The organism is Saccharopolyspora sp. NPDC002578 (assembly GCF_053592695.1).
Genome location: NZ_JBSFWJ010000004.1, coordinates 1 through 21293, shown reverse-complemented (window position 1 = coordinate 21293; position 21293 = coordinate 1). Strand labels below are relative to the sequence as shown.

The 21293-nt window shown below is 71.2% G+C and carries 15 protein-coding genes; 7 read left to right on the top strand and 8 right to left on the bottom strand.

The window, feature by feature from the left end; genetic code table 11:
• Positions 1-50: 50 nt before the first annotated feature.
• The 4 genes from ACWD38_RS03495 to ACWD38_RS03480 all read right to left on the bottom strand — a co-directional run bounded on the left by ACWD38_RS03495 (position 51) and on the right by ACWD38_RS03480 (position 3679).
• Complete coding sequence (locus ACWD38_RS03495) at positions 51-839, bottom strand: FkbM family methyltransferase (protein ID WP_450123268.1); 789 nt, start codon at positions 837-839, stop codon at positions 51-53.
• Between the two features lie 203 nt (positions 840-1042).
• Complete coding sequence (locus ACWD38_RS03490; protein WP_450123267.1) at positions 1043-1738, bottom strand: methyltransferase; 696 nt, start codon at positions 1736-1738, stop codon at positions 1043-1045.
• Complete coding sequence (locus ACWD38_RS03485; protein ID WP_450123266.1) at positions 1735-2097, bottom strand: YciI family protein; 363 nt, start codon at positions 2095-2097, stop codon at positions 1735-1737. The genes ACWD38_RS03490 and ACWD38_RS03485 overlap by 4 nt, the downstream gene beginning before the upstream one ends.
• Positions 2063-3679: an FAD-dependent monooxygenase gene (locus ACWD38_RS03480; RefSeq protein ID WP_450123265.1), complete on the bottom strand. Its 1617-nt coding sequence runs from the start codon at positions 3677-3679 to the stop codon at positions 2063-2065. The genes ACWD38_RS03485 and ACWD38_RS03480 overlap by 35 nt, the downstream gene beginning before the upstream one ends.
• A 234-nt stretch (positions 3680-3913) precedes the next feature.
• Between ACWD38_RS03480 and ACWD38_RS03475 the strand changes: the two genes are divergently transcribed.
• The 6 genes from ACWD38_RS03475 (at position 3914) to ACWD38_RS03450 (ending at position 12498) form a co-directional block, all read left to right on the top strand.
• Complete coding sequence (locus tag ACWD38_RS03475) at positions 3914-5017, top strand: acyl-CoA dehydrogenase family protein (protein ID WP_450123316.1); 1104 nt, start codon at positions 3914-3916, stop codon at positions 5015-5017.
• A 13-nt stretch (positions 5018-5030) separates the two neighbouring features.
• On the top strand, positions 5031-6119 hold the full coding sequence (locus ACWD38_RS03470) for an HAD-IIIC family phosphatase (RefSeq protein ID WP_450123264.1): 1089 nt from the start codon (positions 5031-5033) through the stop codon (positions 6117-6119).
• On the top strand, positions 6112-6777 hold the full coding sequence (locus ACWD38_RS03465; RefSeq protein ID WP_450123263.1) for an O-methyltransferase: 666 nt from the start codon (positions 6112-6114) through the stop codon (positions 6775-6777). The genes ACWD38_RS03470 and ACWD38_RS03465 overlap by 8 nt, the downstream gene beginning before the upstream one ends.
• Before the next feature lie 460 nt (positions 6778-7237).
• Positions 7238-9871, top strand: coding sequence for a BTAD domain-containing putative transcriptional regulator (locus ACWD38_RS03460; protein ID WP_450123262.1), 2634 nt, complete (start codon positions 7238-7240; stop codon positions 9869-9871).
• A gap of 336 nt (positions 9872-10207) precedes the next feature.
• Complete coding sequence (locus tag ACWD38_RS03455) at positions 10208-12208, top strand: carbamoyltransferase family protein (protein WP_450123261.1); 2001 nt, start codon at positions 10208-10210, stop codon at positions 12206-12208.
• Positions 12209-12216: 8 nt separating this feature from the next.
• Entirely contained in the window at positions 12217-12498 is a 282-nt protein-coding gene (locus ACWD38_RS03450) for a hypothetical protein (RefSeq protein WP_450123260.1), read from the top strand.
• A 207-nt stretch (positions 12499-12705) separates the two neighbouring features.
• On the opposite strand, the gene ACWD38_RS03445 is transcribed toward ACWD38_RS03450, so the two are convergent.
• Positions 12706-12990, bottom strand: coding sequence for an acyl carrier protein (locus ACWD38_RS03445; RefSeq protein ID WP_450123259.1), 285 nt, complete (start codon positions 12988-12990; stop codon positions 12706-12708).
• A complete protein-coding gene (locus tag ACWD38_RS03440; RefSeq protein ID WP_450123258.1) occupies positions 12987-13853 on the bottom strand; it encodes a 3-hydroxyacyl-CoA dehydrogenase family protein in 867 nt (288 codons plus the stop codon). Before ACWD38_RS03440 ends, ACWD38_RS03445 begins: the two co-directional genes overlap by 4 nt.
• Positions 13854-14138: 285 nt before the next feature.
• On the opposite strand from ACWD38_RS03440, the gene ACWD38_RS03435 reads away from it, so the two are divergent.
• Positions 14139-15446 carry an NAD(P)/FAD-dependent oxidoreductase gene (locus ACWD38_RS03435; RefSeq protein WP_450123257.1) on the top strand — a complete coding sequence of 436 codons (1308 nt, stop codon included), beginning with the start codon at positions 14139-14141 and terminating at the stop codon, positions 15444-15446.
• Between the two features lie 115 nt (positions 15447-15561).
• On the opposite strand, the gene ACWD38_RS03430 is transcribed toward ACWD38_RS03435, so the two are convergent.
• Both ACWD38_RS03430 and ACWD38_RS03425 read right to left on the bottom strand, forming a co-directional pair.
• Positions 15562-16332 carry an arylamine N-acetyltransferase family protein gene (locus ACWD38_RS03430; RefSeq protein ID WP_450123256.1) on the bottom strand — a complete coding sequence of 257 codons (771 nt, stop codon included), beginning with the start codon at positions 16330-16332 and terminating at the stop codon, positions 15562-15564.
• Positions 16333-16367: 35 nt separating this feature from the next.
• Positions 16368-21293 (bottom strand): type I polyketide synthase (locus tag ACWD38_RS03425; RefSeq protein ID WP_450123255.1); only part of this gene is annotated, 4926 nt, incomplete at its 5' end.

Genomic DNA, 21293 nt, shown 5'->3' with positions numbered 1-21293 from the left:
ACGATTCGATCAGAGCAAGCCGGTAAGCCCGCCGCGGGATGGACTCGCGATCACGGCTTCGCGGCGTAGACGAAGTGGATGTCGGTGCCGGAGAAGTACTTCTCGCGGAAGCTCCGCACGTTGAAACCGCGCCGGGTCAGCAGTTCACCGATCTCCACCAGCCGCCCGTCCCGGTCGTGCACTTCGATCGCCAGCCTCCGCAAGCCGGCCCAGTGCTCGTCGGCGATGCCGTGGAGCACCTCCAGTTCCGCCCGTTCGACGTCGATCTTCAGGAAACCGATCTCGTCGATCGAGGCGTCGCCCAGCGCCTCGGACAGGGTGGTCATCGCCACCCGCTCCACCCGCACGTCGCGGTCGAACTTGTCCCAGTACTCGGCCCGCGTCTGCTCGGAGAGGTCGATCTGCTCGAACAGGACCCGCACGTTGTGCCGGTCCTCCACGTCGTCGGCGTGCACCGACGACATCGTCGACCGGTTGCCGTAGTAGGTCAGGTCGGCCTCACCGCGCGACGAACCGAGGGCCAGGTTCGCGGCGACGGCGCCCGGGACGTGCCTGCCCAGGTTCTCGGCGAGGCAGTGGTAGGACGTGGCGGCCGGTTCGAAGGCGAACACCCGGGCGTCCGGGACGCTCCGGCCGAAGTGGATCGACGCCAGTCCCACGTGGGCACCGACGTCCACGATCACACTGCCCGCGGCCAAACCGGCGATCCCCTGCGCATACGCCCAGTTGTCGATGACCTCCTGCCAGACGGACGCCGGGTAGTCGGTCTTCGACGCCCGCACCTCCAGGTCCTCCGAGATCCGGAAATCGGCCAGCTCGCCGACGCGTCGATCCGGCATGTTCCCACCTTCCGTGTTCTTCTTCGCGCTTCGCGGAACCGTCGTCCGATCGCCGTCCTGCCGGTGCCGAGTCCGCTGGGCGACGATCACAGGTGCGGCCGAACCTCCGGAGGGTTCCCAGCGGCTCCCTCGCGAGGGCGTCGACCGGCCGAACACGTCGGAGAGCGATCCCGCGGCGAGGACCGCTGGAGCTACCCCACCCCTCAGCCGGCGGGTTTCCGCACCCACAGGAAGTAGAAGAGGTCGTGGGGCGGATCGCACGGGATCACCTCGGCCACTTCGAGCCCACCATCGGTGATCATGTCGCGGAAGGTCTCCGCCGACGACGCGGCCGAGCACTCCTGCAGCACGACGCTGCCGCCGGGCGCGAGCAACTCCCCCACCCGGCGGTAGAACCGGCGGTGAACCTCCCAGTCGTGGTCCGCGTAGACCAACTCCGGTTTCAAGCGCCGGAACACGGCGACGTCGTCGGCCGGTGCCGTGCGGACGTCCATGTGCGGCGGGTTGCCGACGATCAAATCCCAGCGCCGGTCCTCGGGCATGCCGTCGAGGCAGTCCCCGTGGAAGAGCGAGACCCGATCGTCCAACCCGTTGCCGCGCACGGTCGCCCGGCAAGCCGACACCGCCTCCGCGTTGACGTCGGTGAGGCCGAGTTGATCGCACAACCCGTTGCCGAGCAAGGAGAAGCCGATGAACCCCGGCCCGGAGCACCACTCCAGGACGGACCCGACCCTGCCGAAGGTCGCTTCGACGAAGGGAACGTACGCGCGCCCGAAGTCGTTGCCGCCGCCGTCGAGGTGCTGCGCGTACCGCACCTCCACCCCCGCGCAGTCGACCGTCGGATAGCAATCGCTGATGGTGGCCGCCGCCCGATCCGGTCCGCTCGAGTCCCTCGTCATGATTCCAACCCGCCCATCGCGGCCATCGGCCGCACTTCGACCACGTTCAGCGCGGCATCCGGGATCTCCGCCGCGATCTCCAACGCCCGCTCCGGTCCGCTGCACTCGACCACGTGGTAGCCGGCCAGGTACTCGTCGGAATCCGTCAGCGGTCCAGCGGTGATCTCGGCGCGGCCGTCCCGGACCCGCACGGCCCGGGACTGCGTCCGGTCGGCCAGCGGTGCGCCGTGGCAGTGCTCCCCGGAGGCCACGATCTTCTCGGTGAACGCGACGTACTCGGCCAAGAACCGCTCCTTCTCCTGCTGGGTCAGGGTCTTCCAGCGGCTAGCCCTGGTGTGGATGAGCAACATGTACCGCATCGTCAGCGGCCTCCTTCATCTCAGCGGACGTGCGCAGGCCGGACCGGTCGAGGGATTCGGCCAGCCAGCGGGACATCTCGACGGGGGCGGCCGCACCACGCCAGGCCAGGTGCGCATCGGGGCGGACGAGCCAGATCCCGGTGAATCGGCCCTCGCGGGGGGTCAACCGCACGACGCCGCCGTCGCCCAGCAGATCCGCCGCGACCGCGAGGCTCGCGTCCTCACCCGGGCCGGACAGCAACGCCCACCGCCCCTGGAGCGCCTCGTGCAACCGGACCAGGCTCCCGTCCTCTTGCGAGCAGACGACATCCGCGACCCGTTCCCCGGGCCGCGGCCCGGAGCCGCGACCCCGCCAACGGGCGGCGAGCGGTCCGCCCCGGTAGTGCACCCCGAGCTGGGAAGCGTTGCGCCACAGGAAGTTCTGCACCCGTGCAGTGTTCATCAGGGGCATCACCACGCGCTCTCGCACGAAGGTGACCACCCGGCCCTCACCGTTGACCAGCCAGGTCGCGAATCGCGTGCTCTTGAGCACGCCGCTGACGACGCGACGCCGCTCCGCCTCGTAGCTGTCCAGCAATGCGTCCCCGGCGCGGTTCTCCGCCACCAGCGCGAGCTTCCAGGCCAGGTTCTCCGCATCGCCCAGGCCGGTGTTCATGCCCTGCCCGCCGAAGGGGTGGTGGATGGCGACCGCATCGCCTGCGAGCAGCACCCGGCCCTGGCGGTAGGTGTCGACCAGCCTGCGGTGGATCCGGAACGAGGACAACCAGTCGACGCGGTCGATGCCTTCCCGCGGATGCGGTGTGCACCGGGTGAGCTGCTGCTCGACCAGTGCGAGGATGCCGTCGTCGTCGAGTTCACCGGCGGTCCCCTCCGGGGCTGGGCCCATCAGCCGCCACCGGTCGGCGCCGGGCAGCGGGCACACGCTGACCATGTCCCCGCCACGGGACCAGCTGCACATCACCTGCCGGTCGAGCGGCCAGGAGGCGCGGACGTCGGCGATGAGGAAGTGCTCGGCCACCCGGACACCGGGGAATCCGATGCCTGCCAGCTTGCGCACGGCGCTGTGCGCGCCGTCGGCACCGACCAGCCAGCCGGTCCGCACGGTCCGCGCGCCCCGGTCGTCGCGCACGGTGGCGGTGACCCCGGTGTCGTCGGCGTCGAAGTCCGCCAGCTCGCAGCCCCACTCGGGGCGCACGCCCAGGTCCGCCGCTCGTTCGCGCAACGCTCGCTCGACCTCCACCTGGGACACCAGCAGCGGGGACCGACCGGATGCCGTACCCATCCGGTCCATCGGCATGCTCGAAGTCAGCTCGCCCCCCGCGTACATGCGGACCTCGCGCAGCGGGAGGACCTGGTCCGGCAGGTCCGACAGCGCGCCGAGCCGCATCAGCACTTCGACTCCCCGCGGCTGCACTCCCAGCGCTCGCGAGGTTGTGACCGGCCCGTTCGCCTTGTCGACCACCCGCACCGAGATGCCCCTGCGACGCAGCCCGCAGGCCAGCGCGAGCCCGGTCGGGCCTGCGCCCACGACCAGCACGGTCGGGTCGCCGTGTTGCTCGGTCGTGTCGGCGTCGTCCACCACGCGATCTCCCCTCTCCGGCAGCACCTCCACCGGACAGTAGGAACCCACCGATCCGCGCTCAACGTGCTCGTTCCAGTCCAGGTCCGTCGAGGAGTAACCCGCTCCGATTGCCCGGCGGTAGGCGCGCGGTGGAACGTCCGACCTGCCCGTCGAGCCGAGCACGTCCCTACCGTTGCCCCATGACTGGTGAGCAGCCCACGTTGCCCGGCCCACGACGCGCGTTGCGGGACGACCATGCCGGATGACCCGCTGGCGAACGCGAAAGCGCTCGCGAGCGAGTTCGTGGCGGACCACGCCGAGCGATGGGACCGGACCGGCCTGCTGCCCCGCGAACCGCTGCGCGAGCTGGCCGGCCTGCTGTGCGCGCAAGTCTCCCCGGAGCACGGCGGGCTGGGCTTGTCCTGGCGGGACAACGGCGAGCTGACCGCCCACGTCGGTGCGCTGTGCGGTTCGGTGCGCAGCGTGATGACTTCGCAGGGCATGGCGGCTTGGACGGTGCGCAAGCTGGGGCGTGCCGAGCAGCGGCAGCGCTTCCTCCCGCTGCTCACCGGTGACCGGCTGGCCGCCGTCGCGTTCAGCGAACCGCAGGCGGGCAGCGATCTTTCCGCGATCACGACCCGAGTTCGCGACGCGGGCGACGACGTGGTCCTCGACGGCCGCAAGGTCTGGGTGACCGCGGCCTGCTACGCGGATCTGATCGTCGTGTTCGCCCGGTACCAGCAGGGCGCCGCCGCCGTCGTCGTGCCCGCTGACGCCCCGGGACTGCGGGTGCGGCGGATCGAGGACCCGCTCGGCTGCCGCGCGGCCGGGCACGCGGAGGTGGAGCTCGACTCGGTTCGAGTACCCGCCGGGAACCTGCTGGGCGGCCCGGGATTGTCGCTGCCGCTGCTGGTCACCTCCGCGCTCGCCTACGGCCGGTCGTCGGTGGCCTGGGGCTGCGTCGGCATCCTGCGCGGATGCCTCACCGCGGCGACCGAACACGTCCGCTCGCGCACCCAGTTCGGCGCACCGCTGGCCGAGCACCAGCTCGTGTCGCGGCACTTGGCGGAGCTCGTGACGGCCGAGCAGGTCGCCACCCGGATGTGCGAGCACGCCGCGGACCGGTGGGACGAGGGCTCGCCGGACGCGGTCATGGCAACTGTGCTGGCCAAGAAGGTGAGCGCGGTCAACGCGGCCGCCGGGGCCTCGGCAGCGGTGCAACTGCTCGCGTCGGCGGGGGCGCGCGACGGGCACCCCGTCGCGCGGGCGTACCGGGACGCGAAGCTCATGGAGATCATCGAGGGGACCACCGAACTGTGCCAGCTCATGCTGGCCGACCACGTGCTGGCCGGGCACTGATCGGAGGACGACGATGACCGGGAACGCCACCACCGTCAAATGCCTCGTGTGGGATCTCGACAACACGCTGTGGAACGGCACCTTGAGCGAAGGCGACCACGTCGAGCCGGCCGCCGGGGTGCGCGAGACCATCGCCGCGCTGGACGCCAGGGGCATCCTCCAGTCCGTCGCCAGCAAGAACGACCACGGCCCCGCCTTCGCCCGCCTGGAAGAGCTCGACCTCGCCGAGCTCTTCGTGCTGCCGCAGATCGGCTGGGGCGCGAAATCCGGTGCGGTGCGGCGGATCGCCGAGCGGCTGAACTTCGCGCACGGCACCATCGCTTTCATCGACGACCAGCCCGCGGAACGCGCCGAGGTCACCTTCCACCTGCCTGACGTCCGCTGCTACCCGGCCGAGCAGGTGGCGACGTTGGCGGACCTCCCCGAGTTCCGGCCGACCACGCACACCGCGGACTCCCGCCGCCGGAGGCTGCTGTACCAGGCCGGGTTCCGGCGCGATGCCGAACGGGCAGATTTCCCCGGCCCCGACGAGGACTTCCTGCGTTCGCTGTCGCTGGAGATGACGATCGACCGGGCCGACGAGGACGACTTGGCCAGGGTCGCCGAACTCACCGTGCGCACGACCCAGATGAACGCGACCGGCGTGCACTACGCCGAACCGGCCTTGCGCGACCTGCTCGCCGACGAGCACCACGACGTGCTGACGGTCGGCCTGTCCGACCGGTTCGGCCCGCACGGCGCGATCGGCATCGTGCTGGTCGAACGGCACCACGCGGTGTGGCACCTCAAGTTGCTGGCGACGTCGTGCCGCGTGGTGTCGCTCGGGGTGGGCAGCACGCTGCTGTCCTGGCTCGCGGACCGGGCCGCCCGCGCCGGGGTGCACGTGATCGCCGACTTTCGGCCGACCGGCCGCAACCGCATGATGGAGATCGCGTACCGCTTCGCCGGGTTCACCGACCGGCCGTGCCCCTGCGCGGCCGCGTGCGAGGAGCCGGCCGGGCCCGACCGGCCGCAGCGGCTGCACCTGCTCCCGGCCCGCGGGCCGATCTCCCCGATCATCGAGATCGCCTCGATCGCGCTGGGGGGTGACGACCGTGGCTGAGCAGCTCGGCATCACCACCGAACTGCTGGATTACGCGCGTTGGGCGTCATCGCCGGAGGACGAGGTCCTGCGCGAGCTCCGGCTGGAAACGATGCGGTTGCCCGGCGGGCGGGCCATGCAGGTGCCGCCGGAGGAAGGGCGGCTGCTCGGGATGTTCGTCGCGCTGATCGGCGCGCGCCGGGTGCTGGAGATCGGCACCTTCACCGGGTACAGCACGCTGTGCATGGCGCGGGCGCTACCGCAGGACGGGCGAGTGATCACGTGTGACGTCTTCCCGAAGTGGCCCGCGATCGGGGAACCGCACTGGCGGCGCGCGGGAGTGGCCGAGCGCATCGACGTCCGGATCGGCGCCGCGACGGAGATCATCGCCGGACTGCGCGCCGAGGAGTCCGCCGACGGGAGCTTCGACCTGGTGTTCATCGACGCCGACAAGGTCGGCTATCCGCACTACTACGACCAGGCCGTGGCGCTGACCCGACCGGGTGGCCTGATCATCATCGACAACACGCTCTTCCTCGGCAGGGTGGTCGACCTCGCGGCGCAGGACTACGACACCGCCGCGATTCGCCGGCTCAACACCGCGATGGCGAACGACGAACGGGTCGAGCGAGCCGTTCTCGTGATGGCCGATGGAATCACACTGGCGCGAAAGCTCTGAACGGTCGCGCGAGCGGCGAAGACCGCTCTTCCGGAACACCGCGCGAGCAATTGAAACTCGCACTCCTTTGAAACAGTGCCACATTTCGGCAATTTTTCAGCACGCGGCCAACCTGGTGAACCTCAACTCGACCTCTTGACCGAAACAGTTGCGCCTGGCTAGATTCGCTCGCAATGAGAATTATTTCGACAGCTCATTCTCGCCGATCGTTCTCCGCTCATCCCGAATTGCTTTCATCGGATTGTGCTCGCGACACGGTCCGCCCGTACCGCATCGCCGAACGGCACCCTTGGCCCGATTTGTCCGCGGGCGACCATCCGTTCACCTGTTCCGCACTGCACACTTCAGGTGTTCCGCCCGACCACCGGCCTGCGCACCAGGAACAGTCGGCAGCCGAGCTGCGGAAATCATCCGGAATCCGAATCCGAAGGCGTCGCGGTCAATCATGCGATTTCACTTATTGGGACCACTCGAAGTAGTCGACAACGGCGAGCCGGTGGCGGTGCACGGGAACAAGCAGCGCGCCACCCTCGGCTACCTCCTGCTCCACGCCAACAGCGTGGTCGCGACCAGCAGACTGCTGAATGCGCTCTGGCCGAACGACGTTCCGAACACGGGCCGGAAGATGATCCAGAACGCCGTGTCCGCCTTGCGCGGTCTCCTCACCCCGGACGACCGTGCCGACGATTTCGCCGTGCTGCTGACCCACGCTCCCGGATACCTGCTCAAGGCACCCGCCGAAGCGGTCGACCTCAACCGGTTCCGCGATCTGGTCGACGACGGCCGCGCCTACTGCACCGCGGGAGCGTGGCAAGAAGGGGCGAGCACGCTGCGGGCGGCTCTCGACCTCTGGCGCGGGCCGGTGCTCGCCGACCTCGTCGAGTCCGGCGTCGACTGGTCCGAACTCGCGGCCGTCGACAACGCCCGCCTCGCCGCGTTCGAGGACTACGTCGAAGCCGAGTTCGCCTGCGGCCGCCACGACGCGGTCCTCCACGAACTGGAGACCTGGTTCGATTTGGCGCCGCTGCGCGAACGGCTCTGCGGCCAGCTGATGCGCGCGTTGTACCGGTCCGGAAGGCAGGCGGACGCGCTCGGCGTGTACCGCCGGACTCGTGCCGAACTGATCGACGACCTGGGGCTCGACCCCGGGCCGGAACTGCAGGAGCTGGAACGGGCGATCCTGCACCAGGACCTGTTCGTCGAACCGAACCGGCAACCCGACCCGCCGGTGCCCGCCGAGAGGGCTCACCGGCCGCAGCGGTCCCCCGTCGAAGTCGTTCCGGCGGCGCGCTCCCGGTCGACGACGACCGAGGAGACCGCCGAGCTCAAGCAGATCAGCGCGCTGCTCGTGTGGAGCAAGATCCACCACGGCACCGACGCGACGCGGCCGGACGAAGTCGACGACGCCCTGCGGCGGGTCGCGACGGCCGTCCGGGAAGAGGCCGAAAGCTTCGGCGGCGTCCTCGGCGGCACCATCGGTCCGCAGTGGCTCGTGCTGTTCGGCCCGGCGCACAGCAGGGAGGACGACGCCGTGCGCGCCGTGCGGGCGGCGCTGGCGATCCGGGAACGACTCCGGTCCCGCGGCCTCGCCGGACCGGACACCGCGAAGCGGACCAGCGCCGTGGCGGTGGCCAGCGGCGAGGCGCTGGTCCGCCCGAACCCGGCCGGTGCCGAACATCCTCCGGTGGCGACGGGAGGAGTGCTGGACCGGTGCCTGCACCTGCTCACCACGGTGCCGCCGAACCAGGTGCGGGTGTGCTCGGAGACCAGGCTGGCGAGCGAGCCCACCATCACCTACCACGGACCGCACGACCCGATCCTCGGCTCGCTGGCCACCGCGGCACCGGCCACGCACGAGCCACCCGGCCCGGTCGTGCCGCTGGTCGACCGGGAACGCGAAGTGGACGTGCTGTTCGACGCGCTCGACCGGGTGCGGCGGCGGTCCCGCCCGCACTTGGTGACGGTGTTCGGCGAGGCCGGTGTCGGCAAGAGCCGCCTGGTCGACGAATTCCACCGTGCGGCGACCGACCACTGCCCGCCCGTACCGGTGATCACCTGCGTGGCCTCTCCGGAATCCGTCCACGATGGACTATCGGCGCTCGCCGAGGCGTTGTCGGCCCGCCCGGGCACCGATCGTTCGGATCCGGCACCCCACGCCGAACCCGAGATGATCGACGCGGAGCCCGCCCCGAGCGTCTCCCGGAGCGCCCCGAATTCGTCGCCGACCGCGCTCCGCGCACTGCTGAGCACCGGAGGTCCGAGCAGCGAACCACGCGAATCCACCCGCGCGTGGCGGCGATTCCTCGAGCGGATCTGCACCGACCGCCCGGTGGTTCTGATCGTGGAAGACCTCCACCGCGCGTCGAACCTCCTGCTCGACTTCATCGACGACATCACCGCCGACTCGGGCAGGCTCTCGCTGCTGGTCGTCGTGACCGCCCGCACCGAGCTGCTCGACCGCCGGCCCTCCTGGGGAGGCGGGAAGTCAGGAGCAGGCACGATCACGCTGGACCCGCTGGACGAGGACCAGGCGGCCCGGTTGTTCGTGTCGTCCAGCGGGAACGAGGCCACGGCCGGAATCGCCCGGTCGGTGATCCCGCACATCGGCGGCAACCCGCTGTTCGTCGTCGAATACGCCCGAACGCTGGCCGAGCAGCCGGCCCGGCTCCCCGAGATCGCCGAACTCCGCACCACCCGGGACCCCCGCGGGTTCCCGGTGCCCACCGCGGTTCGCCGCGTCCTGACCGCGCGTTTCGACCGCCTCCCCACGGAGGTCAAAGCAGTGCTGGTCGACGCCGCCGTGCTCGGCTCCGGGATCGGCGCACCGGGAGTGCACGCGATCGGTGGACTGCCCCTCGACGAAGTCGCGGACGCGCTGGAGCACCTGACGCACCTGGGTTACCTCCGCGCCGGAGGTCGCGCGTCGGAAGCCCGGACCTACGAGTTCCGGCACTCCCTCGTCCGCGCGGTCGCCCACGCCACCGTCCCGCAGGCCGTGCTCACCGAGAAGGAACGGCGCGCGGCGGGTCGGATCGACGCCGACGCCGCCCACCACCACGGCGAAACCGTTCTGGGGGAACGAAGTTCCGCCTAGGCGCCCGCGCACGACGATCCGCTGCTCCGCGTCGTGTCGGCGGCGGATCGACGAGCAGTGATCCGCCCGACGACACCGCGGCTTCCCCGTGAGGACGGCGATTTCGCCGTGTCCGGCGGAGAAACCGGCCCGGCAGCGAGCAATCCCACTGGGCCTGCGGCGGCTGATCCGCTCCATGAGCCACCGCTCCCCGCAGCCCGCAGAACCTCCCTCGGCGCAGGTGGTGATGTGTCCCGGAGTGGGTGACGAGTGGAAACCCGGCGCTCCTCTCCCCTGATCGGCTCTGCCTACGCTGGCGACGGCAGTCACCGTCCACACGATCGGCTGGGTGAACACATGCTGGTGTTGGGGTTGAGCGGGAACTTCTCCGGGGCCTACTCGGACCTGGTACCCGGCATGCAGGAGTACTTCTTCCACGACGCCACGGCATGCCTGGTCCGCGACGGGGAACTGGTCGCGGCGGTGGAGGAGGAACGCCTCAACCGCATCAAGAAGACCACCAAATTCCCGATCAACGCCATCCGCGCCTGCCTGGCGCGAGCGAACGTCACCCCGGACGAGATCGACGCGGTGGGCTACTACTTCCCCGAGAACACCATCGACCTCACGTTGAACCACCTCTACGCGCAGCACCGCGACGTTCCGGCCAGGTATTCGCGGGAGCTCATCACCGAGCACCTCAAGACCGAACTCGGCTGGGACCTTCCCGCCGACGGCCTGCACTACGCCCCGCACCACCTCGCCCACGCGCTGTCCAGCTTCGCCCGGTCCGGCATGGCGGACGCGCTGGTCGTCGTGCTCGACGCGGCCGGTGACGCCGGTTCCGGCTCGATCTACCGGGGTGACGGCGGACGGCTGGAGCTGCTGGGGTCGTACTCGATCCCCCGATCGCTCGGCCGGTTCTACCTGAACGTCACCCAGCTGCTGGGTTACGGGTTCGGCGACGAGTACAAGGTGATGGGACTGGCCCCGTACGGAGACCCGGCCCGGTTCCGGGACCTGTTCGACGAGCTCTGCGTGGTGCGCCCCGACGGCGACTACGAGATCGGCGGCGACAACGCCGGACTGGACTCCGTCGGCCCGGCGCTGTTCGCCCGAGGCCTGGTGCCGAGGCGGCGCGGGGAAGCGTTCACCCAGGAGCACAAGGACATCGCGGCGGCGGCGCAAGAAGCGCTGGAGCGGATCTCCCTGCACGTGCTCGGCCACTGGGCCCGCGCCACCGGTTCGCGGCGGCTGTGCTTCGGCGGCGGAGTGGCGCACAACTGCACCCTCAACGGGGCGATCCTGCGCTCGGGACTGTTCGACGAGGTGTTCGTGCACCCGGCCTCGCACGATGCCGGGGCCGCGGACGGGGCGGCTCTCGCCGTAGAGCACCGCGGCGGCGGCGCGATCGGCTCCTTGCCCCCGCTGCGCGATGCCGGACTCGGTCCCGCGATCGGCGGCACCGAGGACATCGCGAGCCGCCTGGCCGATTGGGGCTCGGTCATCGAATTCGAGCACCGCGCCGACATCGTCGAGACCACGGCGCGATTGCTCGCCGGGTCGGCGGTGATCGGCTGGGTCCAAGGCGCCGCCGAATTCGGCCCCCGCGCGCTCGGCAACCGCAGCATCATCGCCGACGCCCGGCCGAAGGTGAACCAGACCCGCATCAACGCGATGGTCAAGAAGCGCGAGAGCTTCCGCCCGTTCGCGCCCGCCGTCACTCCCGCGGCCGCCCGCGACTACTTCGACCTCCCCGCCACCACCGCCCACTACGGCTTCATGTCCTACGTGGTGCACGTCCTGCCGGACCGGCGGGCGCAGCTCGGTGCGGTCACCCACGTCGACGGCACGGCCCGGGTGCAGATCACCGACCCCGTCGCCCAACCGCGCTTCCACCGGCTCGTCGAGGAGTTCGGCGAGATCACCGGCACGCCGGTGCTGCTCAACACCTCGTTCAACAACCACGCGGAACCCATCGTGACCACGGTGGACGATGCTGTCGCCTGCTTCCTCACCACCGAGCTCGACCACCTCGTGATCGGCGACCACCTGGTCCGGCGGCACCCCGACTGGCACGCCAACCTCGACCGGCTCACCGTCCGGCTCCGGCCGACGACCCACCTCACCCGGACGACCACGGCCGCACCGGGCGGCGGCACCACCACCGCGCACCGCATCCACCAGGACCACGCGACCGGGTCCGCCACCGAGATCTCCGCCGACCTGCACCGGGTGCTCCGCGGAGCGGACGGCGCACGCGCGCTCACCGAGCTCGGGATCGCCCCGCACCAGCACGACGAACTGCACGGCCTGTGGCAGCAGCGCTTCATCGACCTGGTCCCGGCCCGCGCGTGATGGAACCCATGCCCCCGGAAGAAGTGCGCGACCGGATCCGCGGGCTCGCCGAGCAGCTCACGGCGGTGCTGGGACGAACGGACCCGATCGTCGAAGCGTGCGTGGCATGCCTGGAAGCGGCCGACTCCGTCTGCGACGCGATGACCAGGCGGCCGGACGCGGCCGCGCTCGTAGCGGACGAGTACCGGAAGGCGCTGCACGCGACGAGGGCGGCGACGCTCGCGATCCGCGCCGCCATATCGCTGGAATCGGACCGGTGCCGGATCGCCCACGCCGAGGAAGCGGAGTGAGGAGCCGGTCGTCCCGGGTCGTCCGGTGACGTCGAGCAGTCCCGGAGTACCGCGAGGACTTCGCACGGGACCGTAATCGGTACCGCTGCGAACGCACCGAGGACCCGCGCACCGCAACGTCTCCGGTGGCGGGTCCCGTGCAACGGGGCCGAAGTCGTTCCGCCGGCCGGGGGCCGGTGGGACGCACACGGCCCGGCGACGACTCGATCAGTCCCGCTGCGCGACCTGCAGGCGGCGCACCAGCCCGGCCATCGCGCGGACCGAGCGGAAGTTGTCCAACCGCAGGTCCGGGCCGACGATCTCCACGCTGAAGGACTTCTCCAGGTGCACCACCAGTTCCATCACGAACAGCGAGGACAACCCGCCCGCCGCGAACAGGTCGCGGTCCGGTTCCCAGTTCGTCCGGGTCTTGGCGGCGAGGAAGTCGAGCAGCTCGCGCTCGACGTGGTCCGCCGGTTCGCCGTCGGTGGTCCGGTCAGTCGGAACGCTCACGCGAGGCCCTCCTCGTAGTCGTAGAATCCGCGTCCGGTCTTGCGCCCCAAGTCCCCGGCACGCACCTTCGCCAGCAGCAGCTCGCACGGCCGGCACGCCTCGTCACCGGTGCGCTCCCACAGCACCTGGAGCGAGTCGGCGAGGTTGTCGAGCCCGATCAGGTCGGCGGTGCGCAGCGGGCCGGTGCGGTGCCCCAAGCAGTCCTGCATCAGCGCGTCGACGGATTCGGCGTCGGCAGTACCCGCCGCCACCACCCGCACCGCGTTGTTGATCATCGGGTGCAGGATTCGACTGGTCACGAACCCCGGCGCGTCCCGCACCACCACCGGTCGCCGCCCCAGCAGGTCCAGCAGCGCCGCGACCCGCTCCACCGCCGTGCCTGTGGTCCGCGAAGCGCGGACCAGCTCCACCGTGCCGATGAGGTAGGGCGGGTTCATGAAGTGCACGCCGACGAGGTCTCCCGGACGCACCACCGATCCGGCCAGTTCGTCGATCGGGATCGACGAGGTGTTGGACACCAACGGGGTTCCGGGCCGCACGTGCGCGGAAACCTCGGCCAGCACCCGGGCTTTGAGACCGGCTTCCTCCGAGACCGCCTCGACGACCGCCGGCGCGTCCGCGAGCGCCGCCGGAAGCGAGCCGACCGTCAGCTCCCCCGTCGCGCGATCAGGGGGCAACACCCCCATCAGTCGAGCCAGCCGCAACTGCCGGTCCACCGCGGCCCGGGCCCGGTCCCGCGCGGCGCCGTCCACGTCGACCAGTTCCACCGCCAACCCGTGACCGCGGGCGAGCGTCGCGATTCCCAGCCCCATCACGCCCGCCCCCAGCACGACCAGTCCACGAGCGAAATCCTGCCCCGTCACCGAACCTCCCCACCCGTGCTCCTACCCGGATCGACGCTAGGAGGGCGCCACCGACCGCTCAACCGCCGCCGCTCCACCGGACGGCCACCCAGCGGCAATCGCGGTTCCGGCACCGCGCGACGCGCACCAGGTGGCGATTACCCGCGGGTGGTCCCGCGCGGGAACCGCGGTGCTGTACGCGGCAGCGGACGGAACCTAGCGTCTGGCGGCAGAACCGGGTTCGCGCCACCGCGGGGCGAACCGTCCCCGTCCCGATTTCCGCCATCGGCAAGGAAGAAGGACTCGATGACCGACGACATGCCCGATGCCGTGGTGATCGGCGGCGGCCCGGCCGGCGCCGTCTGCGCGGCGACCCTCGCCCGTCACGGCCGTTCGGTGGTGCTGCTGGAGAAGCTGGCGTTCCCCAGGTTCCACATCGGGGAGTCGATGCTGCCGTACATGGCCGGACTGCTCGACCGCCTGGGCCTGCTCGACGAAGTCCTCTCCCAGGGCTACGTCGTCAAGCGCGGCGGCGAGTTCATCGACCCCACCGGGACGAAGTTCTTCACCTCCGGCGTGTTCCGCGCCGACTTCGCCAAGCAGGGGCCGGGACGGCACACCGAGACCTTCCAGGTCGAACGCGCCCACTTCGACCGGGTCATGCTGGACCAAGCCCGCGCTTGCGGAGTGCGGGTCGTCGAACAGGCCCAGGTCACCGAGCTGCTGCTGACCGGTGACCGGATGACCGGGGTGCGCTACGAGCACGACGGCCGCGAGCACGAGCTCACCGCGCGGTACGTCGTCGACGCCAGCGGTCGCGGCGGCCGGATCGCGAACCGGTTCGGGTTGCGCAAGACGATCGAGAAGCTGCGCATGGTGGCGGTGTACCGGCATCACACCGGGCTCGACGAACGACACAACCCCGGCTACGCGGGCGACATCCAGATCGGCAGCCACGCCGACGGCTGGGTGTGGGCGATCCCGCTGTCGGCGGACACGATCAGCGTCGGCACCGTCATGCCGCGCGAGGTTTTCCGCAGGCAACCCGCGGAACGGGCCTTCGAGGACCACTCCTCCCGCGTTCCCCGGATCGTGCAGCGGTTGAGCGGGACGCGGCCGTCCACCGAGCTCCGGGTCGAGACGGACTACTGCTACCACACCGACACCGTCGTCGGCCCGGGATGGGTGATGGCGGGGGACGCGGGTTGCTTCGGAGATCCCATGTTCTCCGGTGGTGTGCTCGTCGCGATGGTCACCGGCGCCGAGGCCGCGAACACCATCGCGGCGGCCCTGGACGATCCCGCCGCCGAAGACCGGCTTTTCACCGGGTACTCCAACTTCTTCAAAACGGGCTACGACACCTACGTCCGGTTGATCTTCTCGTTCTACGAGAGCGAACTGCTCGGCGCGCTGGCCGATGCCGCGGGCGGCAAGAGCAAGGACGACCTGGAGATGTACATGGTCCGGCTGCTCGGCGGCGACTTCTGGAGCGAGCACAACCCGATCGCCGCGGCGCTGCGCGCCAATCCCGACTGGGACACCTTCGCCCCGTTCGAGCGGGCGTACGGCTGCCCCGTGTACCCCGAGCTGGACCGCTCCCCCATCAGCGGCTGACCCCCGACGCCGCGGGCCACCGAGCGCCTGAACCGCTCCCCGGACATCGGTCCCGTGTCCGGGGAGCGGTTCGGCGCGGCCGCGGGCCGTCGACCCGTCGCCGACGAGCCGGTCCTCAGCCTCGGAGGATCTCGGCCACCGCTCGGTCGAACTCGGCGGGATCGACCAGCGCGCTCAACCGCTCGTGGCCGTCCGCCACGACCAGGTGGCGCCGGCCCACGATCATCCGGTGGCCGTCGCCGGTGGCGCGGCACATCATCGTCGTCCCCGCGGGCGCGGACTCCGCCAGGAACCGCTGGAGCGTCTCGGTGAAACCGTCCCAGTCCTCGGTCCGGCGCGGTCGCAGGGTGAACCGGTACACCGGTCGCCAGTCGCCGCCTCGGCTGCGCCGTTCGAGCACGTAGCGGTCGCCGCGTTCGATCAGCCGGAAGCCGCAGCCGTACTGCTCCTGCACATCCGGCACCAGGCGCAGCGGTTCGAGGAAGGACGGTCCGGAGAAGCCGACGTCGGCCAGCCAGCGATCCTGCCCCAGCCGGACGATCACGAACCGGTGCGACAGATCCGGGCTGAACCGGCCGCCGTCCTGGAGCACCCCGGCGGACACCGAGATCGTGTCGAACCCCGACTCGTCGAGCAGGCGTTGCAGCAGCAGGTTCAGCTCGAAGCAGATCCCGCCGAGCCCGCGCACGACGATCTTGTCGAAGGTCGGGTCGATCCCGACGTCGGCGAGGTTGCGCGGGAGCGGTCCGCCGTGCTCGGGAAATGTGGTGTTGTCATAGGGAATCGCGGTCAAGTGCGCCTTGTGCAGCACGCGCAGGGATTCCACCGTGGGCTCCAACGGCCCGGACGTGCCCAGGCGTCGCAGGTAGGTGTCGACGTCGAACATCGCGGCCTCCTCTCGAATCGGCCCCGGACCGGGGCTCACCCCGGCTCTCCGGCGAGATCGCGCAGCAGGGCGGTGATGCGGTCGCGGACCGCGTCGTCGAGCGTCGTGGAGGACATCACCGCCGCGATCCTGTCGAGCTCCACCAGCACGGACTCCGGGGACGCCGGTTCCACGACCGGCAGCGCGGCCACCACGTGCTCGGCCAGCAGCGCAGGGGTCGGATGGTCGAAGACCAGCGCGGCGTGCAACCGCGCCCCGCTGGCCCCGGCGAGCCGGTTGCGCAGCTCGACCGCCGTCAGCGAGTCGAAACCGACCTCCCAGAACACGTCGTCCGGGGCCAGCGGATCGCTCGCGTCGCGGCCCAGCACGGCCGAGGACGTGGTCAGCACGAGGTCGAGGACCGCTTCCTCCCGGCCGCTTCCGGACAGCTGCGCGAGCCGGGCGGCGAAGGGCTCACCCGGCTCCGCCGAGCGGCCGGCGGCGCGCCTGCCGGGCCGCACCAGTCCGCGCAGCAGGTGCGGCACGTCCCCGGCCGGGTCGCGGGCGTCGGAGAGGTCGACGTCGGCCGGGAGCACGACGGCTCCGTCCACGTCCAGCGCCGTGTCGAACAGGGCGAGCGCCCGTTCCGGCGGAAGTGGCCGCATCCCACCGCGCACGCGACCGGCCCCACCGAGCTCGGCCATGCCACCGGCCCACGGTCCCCAGGCCAGCGACTTCGCGGGCAGGCCTTCGGCACGCCGCAGCACGGCCAACCCGTCCAGGTAACCGTTCGCCGCGGCGTAGCTTCCCTGCCCCGGGCTGCCCACGGTGCTCGCCGCGGAGGAGAACAGCACGAACGCGGCGAGATCCGCGTCCCGCGTCAGCTCGTGCAGGTGCAGTGCCGCGTCGACCTTCGGCCGCAACACCGCGTCCAGGCCCCGCGGGGACAGGCCCGAGATCACGCCGTCGTCGAGCACCCCGGCGGCGTGCACCACCGCGGTGAGCGGGTGCCGTGCCGGGATCGCCGCCAGCAGCCGTTCCAGTTCGTCGCGTTCGGCCGCGTCGCAGGCCACGACGGAGACCTCGACGCCGAGCTCCGCCAGCTCGGCCCGCAGCTCCGGGACACCGTCCGCCTCCGGTCCGCGACGGCTCACCAGCAGCAGGTGCCGCACTCCGCGTGCGCGCACCAGGTGGCGGGCCAGCAACGCGCCGAGCGCCCCGGTGCCGCCGGTGATCAGCACGGTGCCGTCGGGGTTCCAGTCCGGTGCGCCTCGTTGCGGCCGCGGAATCCGGGCGAGCCGGGGTGCCGTCGGCGCACCGTCGCGCACCGAGAGCTCCGGCTCACCGGCGGCGAGGGCCGTCGGCAGCAGGGTTCGCGCGCTGTCCCGCGGGTCCAGATCCAGCAGCACGATCCGGCCCGGGTGCTCGGTCTGCGCCGAACGGACCAGTCCGCGCACCGCGCCGGTGACCGGATCAGCGAGCCCGCCCCGGGTGACCACGACCAGGCGGGCTGATTCGAGTACGGCCGACGTCAGGAACGCCTGGAGGACCTCCAGCACCCGGCCGGTGAGCGCCCTCGCCTCCCCGGGCTCCGCTGACCGCGGCGCGATGTCGAGCAGCAGCGCCGCGGGCGGACGTTGACCGGAGTTCTCCAACGCGGTCACGTCGGCGTCGCCGCTTACCTCACCGATCTCCACAAGGTCCGGTCCCGAGCGCGCGGAGAGCTCGGTCCACCGCGTCTCGAAGAGCATGTCCACCGGCGCCCCGGATGACTCGGCGCGGGCGGCGAATTCCACCGCGCCCACCGACGCCACCGGGTTCCCGGCGTCGTCGGAGCACGCCACGGACACCGTCGTCTCCCCTTCCGGTGCGAGCCGGACGCGCAGCGCGGTGGCGCCGGTGGCGTGCAGCGCGACGTCCCGCCACGTCACCGGTGCGCGCGCCGCGCCGTCCGCGTCCACCTCGGTCAGCCGCACCGCGGCGTCCAGCAGGGCGGGGTGGACGCCGAACCCGTCAGGCCCGGGGCGCTGGTCGTCGGGCAGCACCAGCTCGGCGAAGCGCTCCGCGCCGCGGACCCACGCGGCCCGCAGTCCTGTCAGCGCCACGTCGGCCAGGTCCAGCTCCACGGCGCCTTCCGGTGGCCACGCGTCGATAGCGCGACCGCCCGACCCGTCGCCGGGCGCGAGCACGCCACGAGCATGGCACTGCCACTGGGCGTCGGGGAGCGCTTCGGGCCGGGTGTGGAAGCTGATCGGGCGGTCTGCCGCGTCGTTCGCCTCGCCCACCTCCACGTGCAGCACCAGCGCGCCTCGTTCCGGCAATTCCAGCGGCACGAGCTCGGTCAGCTCCCTGACCTGCCCGCAGCCCAGCTCATCACCGGCCCGGATCGCGAGCTCCACGAGCGCGGAGCTCGGCAGCACGGCCCGGCCGGACGTGCCGGGTCCGGCGAGGTCGAGGTCCGCGGGCAACCGCGCGGTGCCGAGCAATCCCGCCGAGTCCGGCCGAAGGACGATCGCCGCCAGCAGCGGATGACCGGACGCGCACAGCCCCGCCGACGTGACGTCCAGCGCGGCTGCCGGTTCGAGCCAGTAGTTCTGGTGTTGGAAGGCGTAAGTGGGCAGGTCGACCCGGCGCGCGCCGGTACCTTCGAACAGAGCGGACCAGGTCACCGAGACCCCTCGGACGTGCAGTTCGCCCATCGCGGCCAGCAGGCTTTCCGCTTCGGCGCGGTCGCGGCGCAGCAACGGCACCACGCAGTCCGAAGTGGACCCATCGGCCAGGCACTCGGAGGTCATCGCGGCGAGTGCGCCGCCCGGCCCGACCTCGACGAAGTTGCGCACGCCGTGGTCGTGCAGCGCCCGGACCCCGTCCGCGAACAGCACGGTCTCCCGCACGTGCCGCACCCAGTGCTCCGGCGAGCGCACTTCGTCCTCGACGAGGGCACCCGTCAAGTTCGACACCAAGGGGATCGACGGCGCCCGGTAGGACAGCCCTTGCGCGACGGCGCGGAAGTCGGCCAGCACGGATTCCGTCGTCGGCGAGTGGAACGCGCGGTTCACCCGCAGCCGACGCGCCCGGTGCCCGCTCGCGGCGCAGCGCTCGGCGACCACGTCGATCGCCTGCTGCTCCCCGGAGATCACCACCGACCGGGGTCCGTTCACCGCGGCGATCCCGGCGAACCGGTGCTGATCGGCGAGCAGCTCGGCGACCTGCTCCGCATCAGCGGACACCGCGAGCATGGCTCCGGGCGGCATCTCCTGCATCAGGCGTGCGCGGGCCGCCACCAGCTCGGCCGCGTCTGGCAGCGACAGCACTCCCGCGACGTGCGCGGCGCTCAGCTCACCGATCGAATGACCGGTCACGGCGTCGGGGTGCACGCCCCAGCTCTCCAGCAGCCGGAACAGCGCGACCTCCAGGGCGAACAGGCCGGATTGGGTGTACGCCGTCTCGTCCAGCCGGTCCGCGCGTTCCGTTCCGGCCGGGGCGAACACCACCTCCCGCACCGGGTGCTCGACGTGACCGGTGAGGTGCCGGTCCAGCTCGGCGCAGGCCGCGTCGAAGGCATGGGCGAACACGGGGAAGGCCGAGTGCAGAGCGCGCCCCATCTCGGCGTGCTGGCCGCCCTGCCCGGTGAACAGGAACGCGGTGCGTCCCGGGGCGCGCCGGCCCACGACGAGTCCGGATGCGGGCTCGCCCCGGCTCAGCGCGGCCAGCGCGGCGTCCGCTTCCTCCGTGGTAGCGGCCAGCACGACCGCCCGGTCTTCGAGGGCGGCCCTACCCGTGGCGAGGGAGTGGGCGAGGTCGACCAGGTCCGGTTCGTCCTCGGCCAGCTTGGCACCGAGCCGCCGCGCTTGGTGCCGCAGCGCGAGTGCGCCTCGCGCGGACAGCACCAGCGGAACCGGGCCGGGGAAGGTGGCGGGTTCGCGGTCGGCGGCGGTTTCGGGAACGTGCTCCAGGATCAGGTGTGCGTTGGTGCCGCTGATCCCGAACGACGACACCGCCGCCCTGCGCGGATGATCCGTTTCCGGCCACGCCCGCTGCTCGGTCAGCAACCGCACGTCACCCGAAGACCAGTCCACCTCCCGAGACGGCTCGTCCACGTGCAGGGTCTTCGGCAAAATCCCATGCCGCATCGCCAAAACCATCTTGATCACACCCGCCACACCCGCAGCACCCTGCGTATGACCGATGTTCGACTTCACCGACCCCAACCACAACGGCCGATCCGCCGAGCGCCCCTGCCCGTAAGTCGCCAACAACGCCTGCGCCTCGATCGGATCACCCAGCGTCGTCCCGGTTCCGTGCCCCTCGACGGCGTCCACGTCCACAGCGGACAGTCCCGCCCGCTCCAACGCCGCCCGAATCACCCGCTGCTGCGAAGGACCGTTCGGCGCCGTCAAACCGTTCGACGCACCATCCTGATTCACCGCCGACCCGCGCAACACCGCCAACACCTCATGCCCAGCACGCTCAGCATCCGAACGCCGCTCCAACAACACCAACCCGACGCCCTCGCCGAACCCGGTGCCGTCGGCGGCATCGCTGAAGGCCTTGCACCGGGCATCACCGGCCAAACCGCGCTGGCGGCTGAAGTCGATGAACATGCCCGGCGTCGTCATCACCGTGGAACCGCCGGCCAACGCCATCGAACACTCGCCCTGCCGAATCGACTGCGCAGCAAGATGAATCGCCACCAACGACGACGAACACGCCGTATCCACCGTCACCGCCGGACCCTCCAAACCCAACGTGTAAGACACCCGACCGGACGCCACGCTGCCCGAACTCCCGGTGCCCAGGTAACCCTCGACCTCGGGTGGCGCGGTGCCCGCCCGCGTCAGGTAGTCCTGGTACATCACGCCCGCGAACACGCCGATGTCCCTGCCGCGCAACGAACTCGGATCAACACCCGCCCGCTCGAACACCTCCCACGACACCTCCAACAACAACCGCTGCTGCGGATCCATCGCCACCGCCTCCCG

Excerpts from the sequence above, each read along its gene's own strand:
- ACWD38_RS03435 (WP_450123257.1), top strand. The coding sequence starts at position 14,139 with ATGACCGACGACATGCCCGATGCCGTGGTGATCGGCGGCGGCCCGGCC.
- ACWD38_RS03450 (WP_450123260.1), top strand. The coding sequence starts at position 12,217 with ATGCCCCCGGAAGAAGTGCGCGACCGGATCCGCGGGCTCGCCGAGCAG.
- ACWD38_RS03455 (WP_450123261.1), top strand. The coding sequence starts at position 10,208 with ATGCTGGTGTTGGGGTTGAGCGGGAACTTCTCCGGGGCCTACTCGGAC.
- ACWD38_RS03495 (WP_450123268.1), bottom strand. The coding sequence starts at position 839 with ATGCCGGATCGACGCGTCGGCGAGCTGGCCGATTTCCGGATCTCGGAG.
- ACWD38_RS03430 (WP_450123256.1), bottom strand. The coding sequence starts at position 16,332 with ATGTTCGACGTCGACACCTACCTGCGACGCCTGGGCACGTCCGGGCCG.
- ACWD38_RS03490 (WP_450123267.1), bottom strand. The coding sequence starts at position 1,738 with ATGACGAGGGACTCGAGCGGACCGGATCGGGCGGCGGCCACCATCAGC.
- ACWD38_RS03485 (WP_450123266.1), bottom strand. The coding sequence starts at position 2,097 with ATGCGGTACATGTTGCTCATCCACACCAGGGCTAGCCGCTGGAAGACC.
- ACWD38_RS03470 (WP_450123264.1), top strand. The coding sequence starts at position 5,031 with ATGACCGGGAACGCCACCACCGTCAAATGCCTCGTGTGGGATCTCGAC.
- ACWD38_RS03475 (WP_450123316.1), top strand. The coding sequence starts at position 3,914 with ATGCCGGATGACCCGCTGGCGAACGCGAAAGCGCTCGCGAGCGAGTTC.